Below are 15,243 nucleotides of genomic sequence, written 5' to 3' on the forward strand. Positions count from 1 at the left end.
AAGCCCGCGCGTCGCGTTCAGATGGTGTATTTGAGACCCAGGTAGAAGGTCCGCTGCGGGAAGGGGTGGTAAAGGAAGTACTTCCGGTTATTGAGGTTGTCGACGCCGAGCGACGCACCCCAGTGTTTGTCGATCTGGCAGCTCACGCGGGCGTCCATCACGAAGAAGCTCTGGAAGCCCTGGTAGGTGGCGGGGTTGATGTCGGTGTTGTCGACCGTGGCGTAGACGCGGCTGCTGTAGCGCCCGGCCAGCGTGAAGGCCCAGCGGTTGTCCGGACGGTAGGTGGCCGCCAGCGTGCCGCGCCAGGTGGGCACGTAGGGCACGTGCTTGCCGACCGCGCTGGCGCCCGGCGCGGTGGGGACATAGCCGTCGTCGGACAGGATGGTCGAATCGACGTAGGTGACGTTGCCCGACAGGGTCAGGCCGCGGATCAGCACATTGTCCTGCTGCCCCGCCAGTTCAACGCCGATCTGCCGCGTCTTGCCCACGTTCTGCGTGAAGGAGACAGGCGTGGCGAAGCCGGGGATGGTCGAGGTCTGCGAGATCAGCGCGTTCTTCACGTACTCGTTGAACACGGACAGGCGAAGCTTGCCTTCATCGGTATGCCGTTCCACCGCCAGCTCGCCCGACAGCACGCTCTCCGGCTCCAGGAACGGGTTGGCCTGCATGAAGGTGGTGCCGGTCTGCACGCTCTGGTACAGCTCGCCCACGGTGGGAAAGCGCAGCGCCTTGCCGAAGGAGCCGGTCACCGACCAGCGCTCGCTGGCATCCCAGGTGAGTGAGGCCTTGGGCGAGAAGCCGGACTTGTCGAGGCCGGGCTGGTTGATCGACACGCCGGCGCCGTTGCTGCCGGTGTTGAAGTTGAAGCCATCGAAGGCGCGCCAGCTCTCGTAGCGGCCGCCCAGCGTCGCCTGCAGGCTGGACGCGAAGCGCCAGACGTCCTGCAGCCATAGCGCCGCCGTCTGCGTCTTGCCCTGCGAGCTGCTGAACAGCGTGCCCTGGCCGCCCGATACCCAGTCCGCGGTGTTGAAGGTGGGGCTGGACAGCTTGAACTGGTCGTAGTGGGCGCCGAAGCTGACGATGTGGGCGCCGGCCAGGCCTTGCGGTCGCCAGGTGCCCTTGAGGTCAACGGTGGTCCAGCCGGTGCCGCCCATGTCGGTGATGCGGCCCGGACCGCCGCTCATGGCGGCGGGGTAGAGGCCGGTGGACAGGCGGGTCTGGTCCTGCAGGTAGTAGACGTTGCTCAGCGCGGCCTCCCAGTCGAACACGCCCAGGGTGTGCGTCTCCACCTTCAGGCTCTGCATCAGGTGTTCCTGCTCCACGTTGTTGCTGGAGAACTGGCCGGCGATGCTGCTGGCGCTGTAGGAAAAGCCGCCGATGTTGACGTTGCCGCTGGCCGCGCCGTAGAAGGGCGCGCCGGACGCGGTGCTGAGGTAGGTCTGCGCGCTGGCCTTGGCGCTGTTCTGCCAGTAGCCCAGCGAGTACGTGGCGCTCAGCGTGGGGGTGAAGTCATAGGCGAGCTTGAGCGCCGCATTGTCCTGCAGCGTGTGCACGAAGTTGCCCGCGCCGATGACCTGGATCGCGCCGCCGGTACGGTTGCGGTCGGCGAAGGCGCCGCTGATCACCGGCAGTCCGGCGCCGGCCGGCGTGGTCGACTGGTTGACCGTCGCGAAAGTGAGGGGCTGGCTGAAGCTGTTGAGATGGCCGGCGTTGAACCACCAGGAAAACTTGCCGACGCGGTCGCCGAGGGTCAGCGCGTACTGTTGCGTCGGCTCTGTGTCATTGGTGCCATACAGCTTGAAGCGCTGCATGGCGGCATTGACTTCCAGGCTGCCTTCGAACTGCTTGGGCATGCGCGTGGTGATTGCCGTCACCGCCCCGTAGGAGTTGCCCGGGTAGGCGGCGGAGAAGGGGCCGTACATCACGTCGATGCGGTCGACCTGCTGCGGGGCCACCATGAACCACTGGGGCGAGCCGTTGCCGTTGTTGTTGTTGATCAGCGTCGACAGCAGCACATCGTCGGCATAGATCAGGCTGCGCGCGCTGGCGTTGATACCCGTGGTGCGGGTGGCCATCGGCGCATTGGTGTCGCCGATATAGCGCTTGCGCACCAGCACGTCGGGCAGGTACTTGAGCGCGTCTTCGGTGCTCATCACATTGATGGTGGCCGCCGCCTGCGCGCCGGTGATGCTCTCGGTGGTCTGCGGGAGCTGGTTCTTCTCGGCGAAGGAGCGCGTCTGCGTCACCGCGACGGCGGGCAGGCTCTGCTCGTCCGGCTCAGCGGGCGCGGACGGCGCGGGCGTGGCGGCGCGAGCGAAGCCGCCGCTGGTGCCCAACAGGGCGAGGGAAAGCAAGGTAGGCGCGACGGCCGGCACGGCCTCGCGCAGGGCGGCCGCGCCCTTGTCCAACATGGTTCGCATCAGAAGTCTGCCTCGGGTCGGGGCGCGCCGGTGCGCGGCCCCGCGGTCGATGTCCATCGCCGGCGGCAGCCTGGTGCGTGCCGCGGGCGGTCAGGTCGGGAAGCGAGGCGGGACGGGTGGCCCCCTGGGGCGGCCGGAGGGGAAGGCGCCCAGCGGCACGAAGCGCACGGGAAGCCAGGAAACCGTGGCGAACAGCAACAGCAGCGTGACCAGCGGCATCACGGCGGGCAGCGGCGGCGCCGCCGTATGGCCGGCGAGCAGGTCGCAGTAGCCGCAGGCAGCAAGGGTGCCGTGGGTGCTATCGCCGTGATCGCCGTGCTGCGCTTGCGGATCCGATGCCGAGCAGATGTAGCCGGCGGGCTCGGCGGCGCGGGCAGACGCCACCCATTGGCTGACCAGCGGCGCAAGCACGAGCAGGCACATGGCGAACAGGCCAAGCCATGCGGTGAGGTGGTTGCGGTAGCGGGATGTCATAGATGGGTGCGGGGCTGCCGCGCCGCAGTCTACCTGAGGCGCAAGGCGTACCGGGCTGCGCAGGGGCGCGACATTTTGACGCATTACATGGCAGGGGCGAGGCGTGTGCGTGGTGTGACGCATGCTTGCCCCTGGGCAAGCGGGGCCAGGCGGTCCGCGGGCCTTCTGTCCGGCCTTTACGATTCACTATCATGAAGTTGGCGCCGCATGGCGCGCTGCACTGGCGGGCGGCGGACGCACAAGTCCTGGCCGCCGCTTCCAGCCTGCTCCGCTGCCCTTGTCCCGGGCCCGGCCGTGGACCGCCCACCGACTCCTCGATGCTGGCGACCTTGCCGTTGCCGCAGCCTATCCCCCACCCGTCATCCAGGAGGCACCATGGCATTCCAACAAGCAAGCGGTCAGGTCGCGGCCGGCCGGCGTGCCTTTCTCGGCGTGGCGGCAAGCTCGACACTGCTGTTCGCGCTGGGCGGCATTCCCGTCTGGGCGCGTGCTGCCCAGAGCGCTCCCGCCTTTGTCCTGCCGCCGCTGCCCTACGCGCTGGATGCGCTTGACCCGGTGATCTCGGCCAATACCATGGGCTTCCACTATGGCAAGCATCACCGCGCCTATGTCGACAACCTCAACCGCCTGATCGCGGGCACCGCCTTCGCGGGGCTGCCCCTCGAGAAGATCATCGCCGCCACCGCGGACCGGGCCGATGCCGTCGGCATCTTCAACAACGCGGCACAGGCGTGGAACCACGCCTTCTACTGGCGCAGCATGCGGCCCAAGGGCGGCGGCGAACCGCCGGCGGCGCTGAAGCCGCATATCGATGCGGCGTTCGGCTCGGTCGAAGCCTGCAAGAAGGAGTTGGCGACCGTCGCCAACGGGCAGTTCGGCAGCGGCTGGGTCTGGCTGGTAAAGGACGGTGCCAAGCTGCGCGTGGTCAAGACATCGAACGCCGACGTGCCGTTCACCAGAGGCTTGAAGCCGCTGCTGACCATCGACGTCTGGGAGCATGCCTACTACCTCGACTACCAGAACCGTCGCGCGGACTACGTCGGCGCCGTGCTCGACAAGCTGATCGACTGGGGTTTCGCGGCGCAGAACGCCGGGGTTTGACACGGGGCCGCGGCAAGGTCGTCGGCTATCGATTGCGCGTGGATGGCGAGCCCGCGCTCGCCACGGTGTCGGCGAGCGCGGCCAGCAGGTGATTGGTCCAGCCGCTGCTGCCCGTGCCGCCCGCCTCCTCAGTAGATAACCGCGTGGTCGGCGCCGGGGGCGGGCGTCAGCCTGTTTTCGGGGCCGGCGCCCAGGGCGCGGATCAGCACGTCGCGGTTGGTCAGGATGTGCTCGCGCATCAGCGCTTCGGCGCGGCCCACTTCGCGCTGCACCAGCGCATCGACGATGCGGTAATGCTCGCCGAGTGCCTGGCGGCTGTGGTCGCGCTGGTAGAGCAGCACCAGCGCGGCGTGGTCATGCGGGCGCGACTTGCTGTCGAAGATGATGGGCAACTGGCGCGCGCGGCGCACCGCGTCGGTCAGCCAGTCGTTGTCGGCCAGTTCCAGCAGCGTGTAGTGGAAATCCAGGTTCATGTCCTGCCACAGCAGCGCCTGCTGCTCGTTCCATTCCTGCTCGTGCAGCACCTGCCGCTGCGCTTCGAGCTGGGCGGCCAGCCGTTCCTGCTCGGGATGCAGCAGGCCGCGCTCGCCGATCAGGCGGCAGCCCAGGCTTTCCAGCGTGGCGCGCACCGTGAAGGCATCGCGCACGTCCTTGGGCTGGAAGCGGCGCACCAGGAAGCCCCGGTTGGGCTGGTAGATCAGCAGGCCCTCGTCCGCCAGCCGTGCCAGCGCATCGCGCACCGGGGTGCGCGATACGCCCAGTTCCTGCGCGAGCGTGACTTCCATCAGGTGGGAGCCGGGCGGAATCTCGCCATCGAAGATGCGGTTGCGCAGGACGTCGGCGACGGAAAGCGCGCGCGTCCGTGAGGTGTCGGGTGAAGCCATGTTTATGCGGGAATCAGTCAGCGTGGATGTGGCGGCTGCGGATGAGATTACCCCACAAAGCCCGCTCGTCCGCAAGGAAGCGTGCCGCTTGCTCGGGCGCCGGTGAGAACTTCTCGGCGCCGCTGGCGGCGATGGCCTGGCCGAGCTGGGGGTCGTCGAGCGCCTTCGCCAGTGCGCCGCGCAGCCGTGTTGCGATGTCTGGCGCCACGCCGGCGCGCGTGAACAGGCAGGTCCAGCTATAGATCTCCACCGGTACGCCGGCCTCGCGCAAGGTGGGCACGTCCGGCAGCGCCGCGATCCGCGTGCGTGAGGTCACCGCCAGCGCGCGTAGCGCGCCGCTGCGGATGTGCGGCAGCACCGTGGCCGGGTTCGAGAACATCATCTGCACCTGTCCGCCGATCGTATCGGCGATGGCCGGCGCATTGCCGCGGTAGGGAATGTGCGTAAGCGTGACACCCGCGGTCTGCGCGAACAGTTCGCCCGACAGGTGGGAGGTATTGCCGTTGCCCGCGCTGCCGAAATTGATCTGGGCCGGGCGGGCGCGTGCCAGGCGCAGGAGGTCGGCCACGCTGCGCGCCGGCAGCGCGGGGTTGACCACCAGGACGTTCGGACCGCGGCTGACGCAGCCCAGCGGCGCGAAATCGCGGGCGGGATCATAGGGCGGGCGCGACAGCATCAGTGGGGCATTGATCTGCTCGGCGGGCGTGCCCAGCAGCAGCGTGTAGCCGTCCGCAGGCGCGCGCAGAACCTGGGCGGCGCCAAGCGTGCCGCTCGCGCCGCTCTTGTTCTCCACCACCACAGACTGGCCGAGCTGGCTTGACAGGCTCTTGGAGAGCAGGCGCGCGATGGTGTCCGTGGTGCCGCCCGGCGGGAAGGGCACCACCAGGGTGAGGGGCCGCGAGGGCCATGCCTGGGCCTGTGCAGGGGCGCTGGAGCAGAGCGTGGCGGCCACACCGAAGAACAGCGCGCGGGCGGTCGCAAGGGCCGTTTTCTGATGGAACATGTTGGCGTCTCCTTTGTTGATTGCATGCATGGTAGCAGGATAGTGGCCGTATATCGCAAATATCCCGTTGTATTTTGCTATTGATGTATGCATACTGTTCGCAATTCGACCAGGAGGCGATATGCGCAAGACCACACGGTTGTACCAACTCATCCACGCTCCAGAGCTGCTCGTGATGCCGGGAGCATTCGATGCCCTTTCCGCCCGCATCGTCCAGGAGGCCGGTTTCGCGGCCGTGCAGTGCTCCGGCTTCGGCATTTCGGTGAGCCGGCTCGGCCTGCCCGACTACAGCTTCCTGGCATTCTCGGATATGGTCGACGCCACCCGGCGCATCGTCGACGCGGTCGACCTGCCGGTGATGGCTGACGGGGACACCGGCTTCGGCAATGCCGTCAACGCGTGGTACACGGTGCGCGCCTTCGAGCGCATCGGCTGCGCCGGCGTCAATATCGAGGACCAGGTGATGCCCAAGCGCTGCGGCCACCTGGAGGGCAAGTCGCTTGTTCCCCTCGACGAGGCCGTGCAGAAGATCCGCGCCTGCGCCGAGGCGCGCACCGATCCGGACTTCGTCATCAATGCACGCACCGACGCGCTGGCCGTGGGCGGCATCGAGGAAGTGATCCGGCGCGGCAATGCCTACCTGGATGCGGGAGCGACCATGGTCTTCATCGACGGCATGACGTCCAAGGAACTGGCGCGCCAGGCCGTGGCCGGCATTGGCGGCCCGGTGGCGATCAATGTGGTGGAGGGCGGCAGGTCGCCGGACGGCTTCACCTTCGCCGAGATGGAGGCCATGGGCATCGCACGGGTAAGCCTGCCCGGCACGCTGATGCTGGCCGCCATCCAGGGCATGCGCGACGCCATGTCAGCCTTGCGCGCCAATGGCTACGCCGGCGGGCCCGGCGCGCGCCTGGCGGATTTCCGCGAGCAGCTCGAACTGGTCGGCTTCGCCGAGGTGTTCGCGCTGGAGCAGCGCTACCTGGCCGGGCTGATGGCACCGGCTGCCGCGCAGTGAGGCAGACCGATGCAGGTGAATGTAGACGCGACAAGGAGGGCGCCCATGCAGGCGAGACCCCGCAACATCATTGAAAAGATCTGGGACCAGCACGTGGTGGCCACGCTCGAGGATGAGCAGGCCCTGCTGCATATCGACCGCATCTTCCTGCACGACCGCGCCGGCCCGCGCGTGCTGGGCGCGCTGCGTGAAGCCGGCCGGGCCGTGGCGCAGCCGGAGCTGGTGTTCGGCACCATGGACCATATCGTGGATACACAGCCGGGCCGGGGCGACGACACACTGGTGCGTGGCGGCCGTGCCTTCATCGAAGGATTCCGCACCGAGGCGCGGCGCGCCGACATCCGGCTGTTCGACCTGGGCGATCCGCGCCAGGGCATCGCCCACGTGGTGTCGCCCGAGCTGGGCATCGCGCTGCCCGGCACTACGCTGGTCTGCTGCGACAGCCATACCTGTACCGTCGGCGGCATCGGCGCGCTGGCCTGGGGCATCGGCAGCACCGAAGGGGAGCACGCGGTGGCCACCCAATGCCTGGTGCGCAGCCGGCCCCGCACCCTGCGCGTGGCGCTGCACGGCCGCCCCGGACCGGGCGTCTCGGCCAAGGACCTGGTGCTGGCGCTGATCGCCCGCTTCGGCGTGCGCGGCGGCGACGGCCACGCCATCGAGTTCGACGGTGAGGCGGTGCGTGCGCTCGATGTGGAGGGCAGGCTGACGCTGTGCAATATGGCGGTCGAGTTCGGCGCCTGGACCGGGCTGGTCGCGCCCGATGCGCGCACCATCGAATGGCTGGCCGGCCGCCCCTTCGCGCCTGCGGGCGCACTCTGGGAGGCGGCGGTGGTGGACTGGCTGGCGCTGCGCTCGGACGAAGGGGCGCGCTGGGACCGCGAGCTCGAGCTGGACTGCGGCGCGCTCGCGCCGCAGGTGAGCTGGGGTACCAATCCAGGCCAGGCCGCGGCGATCGATGCCGCGGTGCCGCCCCCGGCCGACCAGGACGCACGCCGCGCGCTGGATTACATGGCGCTGCGGCCGGGCGAGCCGCTGCGGGGCATTCCTATCGACGCGGCCTTCATCGGCTCCTGCACCAACAGCCGCTTGCCAGACCTGCGCGCGGCTGCCCAGGTCTTGCGTGGGCGCCGCGTGGCGCCGGGCATCAAGGCCATCGTGGTGCCGGGTTCCACCAGCGTCAAGCGCGAGGCGGAGGCGGAAGGCCTGGATCGCGTCTTCCGCGAGGCCGGCTTCGAATGGCGCGAGAGCGGCTGCTCCCTGTGCTTCTTCGCCGGCGGCGACCACTTCGACCAGCCGGGCCGCCCGGGGCGGCGCGTGATCACCAGCACCAACCGCAATTTCGAGGGCCGGCAGGGACCGGGCGTGCGCTCCCACCTGGCCAGCCCGGCCACGGTGGCGGCCTCCGCCATCGCCGGCTGCATCGCGGACCCGCGTCCGCTACTGTCCTGAGGAGCCAGCATGGAACCCTTCGTCACGCTGCGCGGACTGGCCGCGCCGCTTATGCACGCCAATATCGATACCGACCTGATCATTCCCTCGCGCGAGATCACCTCGCCCGGGGCCGATGGCTATGGCGACAAGCTGCTGTCGCCGTGGCGCTACGAGACCGGCGCGGACGGCCGGCGGGTCGAGCGTCCGGATTTCGTCCTCAACCGCCAACCGTTCCGCGCGGCCACCATCCTGCTGGCGGGCGAGAACTTCGGCAGCGGCTCCTCGCGCGAGGCAGCGGTCTGGGCCGTGCGGCAGTTCGGCTTCCGCTGCGTCATTGCGCCGTCGTTCGGCGCCATCTTTCAGAACAACTGCTACCGCAACGGCGTGCTGCCGGTCGTGCTGCCGGATGGTGTGGTCAGCGCGCTGGCGCAGGAGGCGGAAGGCGGCGCGCTGTGGCTGGACGTGGACCTGCAGTCCTGCACGGTGCGGCATCCCGACGGCCGGCACTGGGCGTTCACGGTGCCCGTCAGCGAACGCACGCTGCTGCTAGAGGGCCTGGACGCGATCGGGCTGACCTTTAAGCGCCAGGCGCAGATCACCGCCTACCAGGCCGCTGCGCGCGCCGCGCGGCCCTGGATCTGGGCAGCCGCCTCGCGCCATCCGCAATGACACGGCACGCCGACCCCGTATCCAGCCGGGACCAGGCCGCCCAACCCATATCGCCATGACCAAGACCGCATTTATCGGACTCGACTACATCGTCGACATCACGCACCCGGACGGCAGGATCGCCCATGCCGCTGGACAGGTCGCCGCACGCGGCGTGATCGGCGCGGCCAACCGCGCCCTGGACATCGCCCGGCAACGCGGCTGGCTTGCCGTGCTGGTGCGGGTAGGCTTCGCGCCGGGCTATGCCGACCTGCCCAGGCAATCGCCGTTCTTCGGCCGCGCGCAGGCACTCGGCGCGATCGAAGCGGGCACGCCCGGCACGGCCTTCCATCCGGCACTGCGGCAGGACCTGGCGGACCTGGTGCTGACCAAGCCGCGCGTCAGCGCCTTCTACGGCACCGGCCTTGAAGCCGCGCTGCGCGCCCATGGCATCGAGCGCGTGGTGGTCGGCGGCGTCAGCAGCGCCTGGGCGGTGCAGGCCACCGTGCGCGACGCGCATGACCGCGACTACCAGGTGTGCGTGCTGGAGGATGCCTGCGCCGCGGCTGACCCGGCGCAGCATGAGGCGTCGATGGCGCTGCTTGGCGCCATCGCGAAGGTGCTGCGCGTGGATGCGCTCGCGCAGCTCGATTGAGGGGGCGACGGGCCGGCGGCAGCAAACGCCGCCGTACCCGCCAGCGCCCGTTCAGCCCTTGCGCTGGCCGATGGTGAAGGCGATCTCGCCGATGCCGTCCACGCCACCCGTGACCGCATCGCCCGGCTGCAGCGCGCCGACGCCGGCAGGCGTGCCGGTGAAGATCACATCGCCCGGGGCCAGCGTGACGCTTTGCGAGATATAGGCGATCACGTCGGCGACCGGCCAGATCAGTTCTTCCAGGTCACCCTGCTGGCGCACTTCGCCGTTCACGTTCAACCAGATGCGGCCCTTGGACGGATGGCCGATCTCGCTGACAGGATGCAGCGGCCCGCACGGGCCGGAAGAGTCGAATGCCTTGGACCAGTCCCAGGGCCGGCTCATCTTCTTGGCCACGTCCTGCAGGTCGCGCCGGGTCATGTCGACACCGACGGCATAGCCCCAGACCAGGTCAAGCGCCTGCCCGGGCTCGATGTTGGCGCCGCCCTTGCCCAGCGCCACGACCAGTTCAATCTCATGGTGCAGGTTCTCCGTCAGCGGGGGATAGGGCACCGCACCTTCTGCCGGCACCACTGCGTCGGCTGGCTTGGTGAAGAAGAAGGGCGGCTCGCGGTCGGGGTCGTTGCCCATCTCGCGCGCGTGCGCGGCGTAGTTGCGGCCCACGCAGAACACGCGGCGGATGGGGAAGCGGGCCTCGCTGCCGGCCACGGCAATGCTTGCCTGCGCCGCAGGCTGGATCACGAATTCGGTCATGGCGGTGGTGGTGGATGGAAAGAGGGTGGGCTAAGGGGGTGGCCTAAGAGGGAGGCCTACTTGGCGAAGACCTGGCTCAGGTCGCCGAAGGCCTTGAACTCGAGCGCATTGCCCGAGGGATCCAGGAAGAACATGGTGGCCTGCTCGCCGACCTGGCCCTTGAAGCGCACATGCGGCTCGATCACGAACTTCGTGCCGGCCGCGCGCAGCTTGTCGGCCAGCGCTTCCCATTCGTCCATCGGCAGGATGGCGCCGAAGTGGCGCACCGGCACGTCGTCCCCGTCGACCGCGCTGGTCGAGCGGTGGCCGCACTCCTCGGGCGCCAGGTGGGCGACGACCTGGTGGCCGTAGAAATCGAAATCGACCCAGGCGTCCGAGCTGCGGCCTTCGGGGCAGCCGAGCAGGCCGCCGTAGAAGCGCCGTGCCTCGGCCAGGTCGTTGACGGGAAATGCCAGGTGGAAGAGGGGGATGGCGCGTGTCATGGCGGGGCGATGTCAGCAGTGGGGAATCAGGCTGCGTTGATTGTAATCAGCAAAACTAATAATATGAAACGAATGATTTTTGGCCTGAGCATCAATTAGTTTTATTTAAAGCCGACTAAAGACGACTCTTGATCCGCTACTTCCGAACCTTCCTGGTGGCCGCCGAGACGGGCTCCTTTTCCGCCGCGGGTGCCCGCCTCGCCCTGACCCAATCGGCCGTCAGCACGCAGATGCGGCGCCTAGAAGAAGACCTGGGCTGCGCTCTGTTCGAGCGTTCGGGCAAGTCGGTGGCGCTCAGCGAGGCAGGCCGCAGGCTGCTGCCGGATGCGGCGCGCTTCGTTGCACTGTACGAGGCGATGAAGGACCGGGCGGGGGCGCAGCCCGACATCGCCCCGCTCGACCTGGGCGCGGTGTCGACCGCGCAGTCCTCGCTGCTGCCGCTGGCGATGCAGCGCTTTCGTGAAGCCTTTCCCGATACCCACGTCAACGTAGTGCCAGGCATGTCCACTCAGCTGCTGACACAGGTCGATGCCCGCGAACTGGACATCGCCGTGCTGGTCAAGCCACGCCTGGGCTTGCCGGCCGAGCTCAAGTGGGTGCCGCTGATCCACGAGCGCTTCGTCGGCATTGCGCCGCTCGGCTCGCCGGCGGATCTGCGCACCCTGCTGGCTACGCAGCCGTTCATCCGTTACAACCGGCATTCCACCGGCGGGCAACTGGTCGACCGTTACCTGAAACGTCACCGTCTTTGGGTCAAGGAAGGCATGGAGCTGGACGAGCCGGCGGTCATCCTGCAGATGGTCGACCAGGGACTCGGCTGTGCCATCGTGCCGGCCGACCTGATTCCGCTCGGGCGCGCGGCCAACGTGATGGAAGTGGCGCTGCCCGGCGGGCCGTTTTTCCGCGACATCGGTGTGCTGGTACGACAGACGGCGCTGCGGCGGCCGCCGGCGGCGGCACTGATCGATGCGCTGGTCGAGGCCGCCCGCGCCTGGCAGGCGCATGCACATGCACATGGCCATGCCGCATGAATGCTATGGCGCGAGGCTCTCACCTTGATGCAAGAGGGGCGGGCTAAGGTATATTCCTGCGCATGTCCATCCAACACGCTCTCCTTACCTCGCTGCTGGAAAAGCCCTCGTCGGGCTACGATCTGGCGCGCCGCTTCGACCGTTCCATCGGCTACTTCTGGCAGGCCACGCACCAGCAGATCTATCGCGAACTGGGCCGCATGGCCGAGTCAGGCTGGGTGGCCGCGCAAGACGACGAAGAGGGCGGCGGCCGGCGCAAGAAGGTCTACCATGTGCTGCCCGCCGGCCGCGAGGAACTGGCGCGCTGGGTGCTGGAGCCCGCGCCGCCGGGCGAGGGGCGGCGCGCGCTGCTGGTGAAGCTGCGCGCGGAGGCCGCCATCGGTCCGCTGGGCCTGGACAAGGAGATGGAACGCTTGATCGTCGAGCACCGCGCCACGCTGGAAAAGTATCGACAGATCGAGGAGCGGGATTTCTCTGGGGCCGACCTCACGGTGCCGCAGCGCCTGCAGCACGCAGTGCTGCGTTCGGGCATCCTGGCCGAGGAAGTGTGGCTGCAGTGGGCGGACGAGGTGCTGCCGCTGCTGTACGCGGCGCCTGCCGGCAACGGTAGCCGGGATGGTCAACGCGCCTGACCACGATTCAACATCCTGAACGCCAGAACCCGTTCGCAGTCCCGCGCGTCGGGACGCGCCAAGCCGGATCCCGCGCGACTTCGGACGTGATGCAAGAGAGGCAGGGGCTCAGGTTCCTCGGTTCCCTCAGTTCCAGATGGGATTTTCCCGCTGCATCTGTTCCTTGGTCTTTGCTTCCCAGTAGGCACCGATCTGACGTTCCGTCACGTAGCCCCGCTTCAGGGCATCGATCTGGTCAAAGTGCTTGTAAACCTCCGGCATGCCTGCCTTGGCTTCTTCGCGGGTCAGCTTGCCGTCATGGTTGACGTCGGCCGCCTTGAAACGCTCGGCAATAAACGCCTTGGCTTCGGCGGTGGTCGGTGGCGCTTTCGGAACTTGGGTTGATTCTGTGCCTGGCTGGGCTGTCGGTCCTTGAGTGTACTGAGCGCTCGCACCCGTGAAGACAAGCGCCATCACCACTGTCAAGGCGACAGCAGGCAATTTACGTGAGGTCATTTCACTTTCCTCCGCAATTTGTGGTTCCGCACCGCCTCCTCATGGAGAATTCCCGGCCAAATGAAAATCCCCTGGAAGCCAATGCTTACAGGGGATTCTAGGCACTCGAGAGCGGCTTAACCAATACCGTTGTCTAACGGGGTGGGCATGCCAGCGGTTCTTCTTTTCGTGCGCCGCGGCCGTCCGTCTGCCTCAGGCGTTGGCCGACACCGAACGCGCACCGCTGCGCACAGCGCCGGGCGCCAGCCCCAGGCGGTGGCGTGCGGCCTGGTATTCCTCGGCGAAGCGTTCCACCAGTTCTGCGGCCGGCACCACGCGCTTGATCGCGCCGATGCCCTGGCCGGCGCCCCAGATGTCGCGCCAGGCCTTGGCCTTGCTGCTGCCGCCCGAGCCGAAGTTCATCTTGGACGGATCCGAGACGGGCAGGTCGTCCGGGTCCAGGCCCGCGTTGACGATGCTCTGGCGCAGGTAGTTGCCATGCACACCGGTGAACAGGTTGGAGTAGACGATGTCGCCCGCGCCGCTGTCGACGATCATCTGCTTGTAGCCTTGGGGTGCGTTGGCTTCCTCGGTGGCGATGAAGGCCGAGCCGATATAGGCGAGGTCGGCGCCGGCCGCCTGTGCGGCCAGGACCGCGTTGCCGTTGCCGATGGCGCCCGACAGCAGCAGCGTACCATCGAACCATTCACGGATCTCATGCAGCAGCGCGAACGGCGACTGCACGCCGGCATGGCCGCCCGCTCCGGCCGCCACGGCGATCAGGCCGTCGGCGCCTTTCTCGATGGCCTTCTTGGCGAACTTATTGTTGATGATGTCGTGCAGCACGATGCCGCCGTAGCTATGCACCTGCTGGTTCACCTCTTCGCGCGCGCCCAGCGAGGTGATGGTGATGGGCACCTTGTACTTGGCGCAGGCCTCCAGGTCGTGCTCCAGGCGGTCATTGGACTTGTGCACGATCTGGTTGACCGCGAAGGGCGCGGCGGGCCGGTCCGGATGCTTGGCGTTGTGTTCGGCCAGCTCGGTGGTGATGCGATCCAGCCATTCCTCCAGCACGGGTGCCGGGCGTGCGTTCAGCGCGGGAAAGGAGCCGACCACGCCGGCCTTGCACTGGGCGATCACCAGGTCGGGGTTGGAGATGATGAACAGCGGCGAGCAGACCACGGGCAGCGAGAGGCGGCCTTCCAGGATGGCGGGGAGGGACATCGGTTTCTCCGGTAAGACTGGAACTAACAAAAAAGCAAACAGCTGGCGCCGGCGCCAGCCGGTGATGACAGTGGGGCTCAGGCGGAGGCCGCCGTGCCGGCGAGCGCGTCCTTGTGCGCGGCGAGCCGGGCACCCATCTCGGCGGCCAGCGCCTGCAGGCCGCTCATGGGGCGCACCATGACCTCGAACTCCTCGATCTTGCCGTGCGCGTCCAGGCGCAGCATGTCGATGCCCTTGAGGGCCTTGCCGGCGACGTTGGCGCTGAATTCCAGCACGATGCTGTGGCCGTCCTCGCTGACGAAGCTGCGGTGATAGCGGAAGTCCTGGAAGACCGTGTTGACCGTCTTGAGCACCAGCTTGATCGCCGCGCGTCCCGGGTAGGGTGTGTGCGCGACGGGCGAGCGGAACACGATCTTGTCGGACAGCAGCGGGTCCAGTTCCTCCATGGCATTGCGTTCGAGGATCTGGTGCCAGGCGGCCAGCGTGCGCTGTGCGGCTTCCGACAGGTTCTTGGCTTCCATGCGGGGTCTCCTACGGTGGATGCGGCGATCGAGATATGCAACTCGTTGCACTGAGCATAGCAGTGCCCGCGTTGATATGCAACTGGTTGCATTATTGGCTGGGTCCGGGCTGCGAATCGGCCCCGGCCGAGGCGGCCGCAGGCTGTCAGGTACCGCTGCTGCGAGCAGGCAGGCCGACAACGGGCCTCAATGTGGCGTTTCGGAGGGTTTTGGGGGGTGCCGCAGCCTGAGGGGCGGGGCAAAGAGAGACGGCCGGAGGGGATGGCGGAAGGTGCTGCCTCCCGCCCAATGCGTGTATGGACCGGGGCGGGGCGGCCCGCCCGGTGGCTGTCTACAGCGCTACATCTCGAGCCGCATCGCCAGGCGGATCAGCGAGGCGACCAGCGTCATGGTCATCACGCCTGCCAGCCACAGGCCGATGAACCACAGGGCCTGCCTTGCCCGGCTTGCCTTGATGGAACGGGTTGTCCTGGTTGACGTCATGGCCGTCTC

17 protein-coding genes are annotated in these 15,243 nt (G+C 67.9%); 7 read left to right on the forward strand and 10 right to left on the reverse strand.

Going from position 1 to position 15,243, the window contains the following annotated elements:
* Nucleotides 1-17: 17 nt before the first annotated feature.
* Both AC1Z3O_RS24135 and AC1Z3O_RS24140 read right to left on the reverse strand, forming a co-directional pair.
* Entirely contained in the window at nt 18-2,420 is a 2,403-nt protein-coding gene (locus AC1Z3O_RS24135) for a TonB-dependent receptor (RefSeq protein WP_483518387.1), read from the reverse strand.
* A gap of 90 nt (nt 2,421-2,510) precedes the next feature.
* A complete protein-coding gene (locus tag AC1Z3O_RS24140; protein ID WP_483518388.1) occupies nt 2,511-2,894 on the reverse strand; it encodes a DUF2946 domain-containing protein in 384 nt (127 codons plus the stop codon).
* A 375-nt stretch (nt 2,895-3,269) separates the two neighbouring features.
* Between AC1Z3O_RS24140 and AC1Z3O_RS24145 the strand changes: the two genes are divergently transcribed.
* Nucleotides 3,270-3,995 carry a superoxide dismutase gene (locus AC1Z3O_RS24145; RefSeq protein ID WP_483518389.1) on the forward strand — a complete coding sequence of 242 codons (726 nt, stop codon included), beginning with the start codon at nt 3,270-3,272 and terminating at the stop codon, nt 3,993-3,995.
* A gap of 128 nt (nt 3,996-4,123) precedes the next feature.
* Here the strand turns inward: AC1Z3O_RS24145 and AC1Z3O_RS24150 are convergent, their stop codons facing one another.
* A complete protein-coding gene (locus AC1Z3O_RS24150; protein WP_483518390.1) occupies nt 4,124-4,879 on the reverse strand; it encodes a GntR family transcriptional regulator in 756 nt (251 codons plus the stop codon).
* A 13-nt stretch (nt 4,880-4,892) separates the two neighbouring features.
* Nucleotides 4,893-5,882 (reverse strand): Bug family tripartite tricarboxylate transporter substrate binding protein, encoded by a 990-nt coding sequence (locus AC1Z3O_RS24155; RefSeq protein WP_483518391.1) that lies wholly within the window; start codon nt 5,880-5,882, stop codon nt 4,893-4,895.
* A gap of 121 nt (nt 5,883-6,003) precedes the next feature.
* Between AC1Z3O_RS24155 and AC1Z3O_RS24160 the strand changes: the two genes are divergently transcribed.
* Genes AC1Z3O_RS24160 through AC1Z3O_RS24175 form a run of 4 tightly spaced genes read left to right on the forward strand, consistent with a single transcriptional unit; the run spans nt 6,004 to nt 9,634 of the window.
* Entirely contained in the window at nt 6,004-6,897 is an 894-nt protein-coding gene (locus AC1Z3O_RS24160; protein ID WP_483518392.1) for an isocitrate lyase/PEP mutase family protein, read from the forward strand.
* A gap of 45 nt (nt 6,898-6,942) precedes the next feature.
* The gene (locus AC1Z3O_RS24165; protein ID WP_483518393.1) at nt 6,943-8,349 is read left to right on the forward strand and encodes a 3-isopropylmalate dehydratase large subunit; all 1,407 of its coding nucleotides are present in this window, start codon (nt 6,943-6,945) and stop codon (nt 8,347-8,349) included.
* A 9-nt stretch (nt 8,350-8,358) separates the two neighbouring features.
* Nucleotides 8,359-9,000, forward strand: coding sequence for a 3-isopropylmalate dehydratase small subunit (gene leuD, locus AC1Z3O_RS24170; RefSeq protein ID WP_483518394.1), 642 nt, complete (start codon nt 8,359-8,361; stop codon nt 8,998-9,000).
* Nucleotides 9,001-9,055: 55 nt separating this feature from the next.
* Nucleotides 9,056-9,634, forward strand: coding sequence for a cysteine hydrolase family protein (locus tag AC1Z3O_RS24175; RefSeq protein ID WP_483518395.1), 579 nt, complete (start codon nt 9,056-9,058; stop codon nt 9,632-9,634).
* 51 nt (nt 9,635-9,685) lie between these two features.
* Here AC1Z3O_RS24175 and AC1Z3O_RS24180 read toward each other — a convergent pair whose 3' ends face one another.
* Nucleotides 9,686-10,387: a fumarylacetoacetate hydrolase family protein gene (locus AC1Z3O_RS24180; protein ID WP_483518396.1), complete on the reverse strand. Its 702-nt coding sequence runs from the start codon at nt 10,385-10,387 to the stop codon at nt 9,686-9,688.
* Between the two features lie 56 nt (nt 10,388-10,443).
* Complete coding sequence (locus AC1Z3O_RS24185; protein ID WP_483518397.1) at nt 10,444-10,869, reverse strand: VOC family protein; 426 nt, start codon at nt 10,867-10,869, stop codon at nt 10,444-10,446.
* Between the two features lie 128 nt (nt 10,870-10,997).
* Here AC1Z3O_RS24185 and AC1Z3O_RS24190 point away from each other — a divergent pair, with 128 nt between their 5' ends.
* A complete protein-coding gene (locus AC1Z3O_RS24190; RefSeq protein ID WP_483518398.1) occupies nt 10,998-11,900 on the forward strand; it encodes a LysR family transcriptional regulator in 903 nt (300 codons plus the stop codon).
* Between the two features lie 62 nt (nt 11,901-11,962).
* Entirely contained in the window at nt 11,963-12,532 is a 570-nt protein-coding gene (locus AC1Z3O_RS24195; RefSeq protein WP_483518399.1) for a PadR family transcriptional regulator, read from the forward strand.
* A gap of 126 nt (nt 12,533-12,658) precedes the next feature.
* On the opposite strand, the gene AC1Z3O_RS24200 is transcribed toward AC1Z3O_RS24195, so the two are convergent.
* The 4 genes from AC1Z3O_RS24200 to AC1Z3O_RS24215 all read right to left on the reverse strand — a co-directional run bounded on the left by AC1Z3O_RS24200 (nt 12,659) and on the right by AC1Z3O_RS24215 (nt 15,234).
* The gene (locus AC1Z3O_RS24200; protein WP_483518400.1) at nt 12,659-13,027 is read right to left on the reverse strand and encodes an EF-hand domain-containing protein; all 369 of its coding nucleotides are present in this window, start codon (nt 13,025-13,027) and stop codon (nt 12,659-12,661) included.
* Between the two features lie 192 nt (nt 13,028-13,219).
* The gene (locus AC1Z3O_RS24205) at nt 13,220-14,230 is read right to left on the reverse strand and encodes an NAD(P)H-dependent flavin oxidoreductase (protein WP_483518401.1); all 1,011 of its coding nucleotides are present in this window, start codon (nt 14,228-14,230) and stop codon (nt 13,220-13,222) included.
* Between the two features lie 77 nt (nt 14,231-14,307).
* On the reverse strand, nt 14,308-14,751 hold the full coding sequence (locus AC1Z3O_RS24210; RefSeq protein WP_483518402.1) for a nuclear transport factor 2 family protein: 444 nt from the start codon (nt 14,749-14,751) through the stop codon (nt 14,308-14,310).
* 339 nt (nt 14,752-15,090) lie between these two features.
* A complete protein-coding gene (locus tag AC1Z3O_RS24215; protein WP_483518403.1) occupies nt 15,091-15,234 on the reverse strand; it encodes a hypothetical protein in 144 nt (47 codons plus the stop codon).
* Nucleotides 15,235-15,243 lie beyond the last annotated feature (9 nt).

The organism is Cupriavidus sp. 09_S30 (genome assembly GCF_056930435.1).

Coding starts and splice junctions, on each gene's coding strand:
- AC1Z3O_RS24135 (WP_483518387.1), bottom strand. CDS start 2,420: ATGCGAACCATGTTGGACAAGGGCGCGGCCGCCCTGCGCGAGGCCGTG.
- AC1Z3O_RS24140 (WP_483518388.1), bottom strand. CDS start 2,894: ATGACATCCCGCTACCGCAACCACCTCACCGCATGGCTTGGCCTGTTC.
- AC1Z3O_RS24145 (WP_483518389.1), top strand. CDS start 3,270: ATGGCATTCCAACAAGCAAGCGGTCAGGTCGCGGCCGGCCGGCGTGCC.
- AC1Z3O_RS24150 (WP_483518390.1), bottom strand. CDS start 4,879: ATGGCTTCACCCGACACCTCACGGACGCGCGCGCTTTCCGTCGCCGAC.
- AC1Z3O_RS24155 (WP_483518391.1), bottom strand. CDS start 5,882: ATGTTCCATCAGAAAACGGCCCTTGCGACCGCCCGCGCGCTGTTCTTC.
- AC1Z3O_RS24160 (WP_483518392.1), top strand. CDS start 6,004: ATGCGCAAGACCACACGGTTGTACCAACTCATCCACGCTCCAGAGCTG.
- AC1Z3O_RS24165 (WP_483518393.1), top strand. CDS start 6,943: ATGCAGGCGAGACCCCGCAACATCATTGAAAAGATCTGGGACCAGCAC.
- leuD (WP_483518394.1), top strand. CDS start 8,359: ATGGAACCCTTCGTCACGCTGCGCGGACTGGCCGCGCCGCTTATGCAC.
- AC1Z3O_RS24175 (WP_483518395.1), top strand. CDS start 9,056: ATGACCAAGACCGCATTTATCGGACTCGACTACATCGTCGACATCACG.
- AC1Z3O_RS24180 (WP_483518396.1), bottom strand. CDS start 10,387: ATGACCGAATTCGTGATCCAGCCTGCGGCGCAGGCAAGCATTGCCGTG.
- AC1Z3O_RS24185 (WP_483518397.1), bottom strand. CDS start 10,869: ATGACACGCGCCATCCCCCTCTTCCACCTGGCATTTCCCGTCAACGAC.
- AC1Z3O_RS24195 (WP_483518399.1), top strand. CDS start 11,963: ATGTCCATCCAACACGCTCTCCTTACCTCGCTGCTGGAAAAGCCCTCG.
- AC1Z3O_RS24200 (WP_483518400.1), bottom strand. CDS start 13,027: ATGACCTCACGTAAATTGCCTGCTGTCGCCTTGACAGTGGTGATGGCG.
- AC1Z3O_RS24205 (WP_483518401.1), bottom strand. CDS start 14,230: ATGTCCCTCCCCGCCATCCTGGAAGGCCGCCTCTCGCTGCCCGTGGTC.
- AC1Z3O_RS24210 (WP_483518402.1), bottom strand. CDS start 14,751: ATGGAAGCCAAGAACCTGTCGGAAGCCGCACAGCGCACGCTGGCCGCC.
- AC1Z3O_RS24215 (WP_483518403.1), bottom strand. CDS start 15,234: ATGACGTCAACCAGGACAACCCGTTCCATCAAGGCAAGCCGGGCAAGG.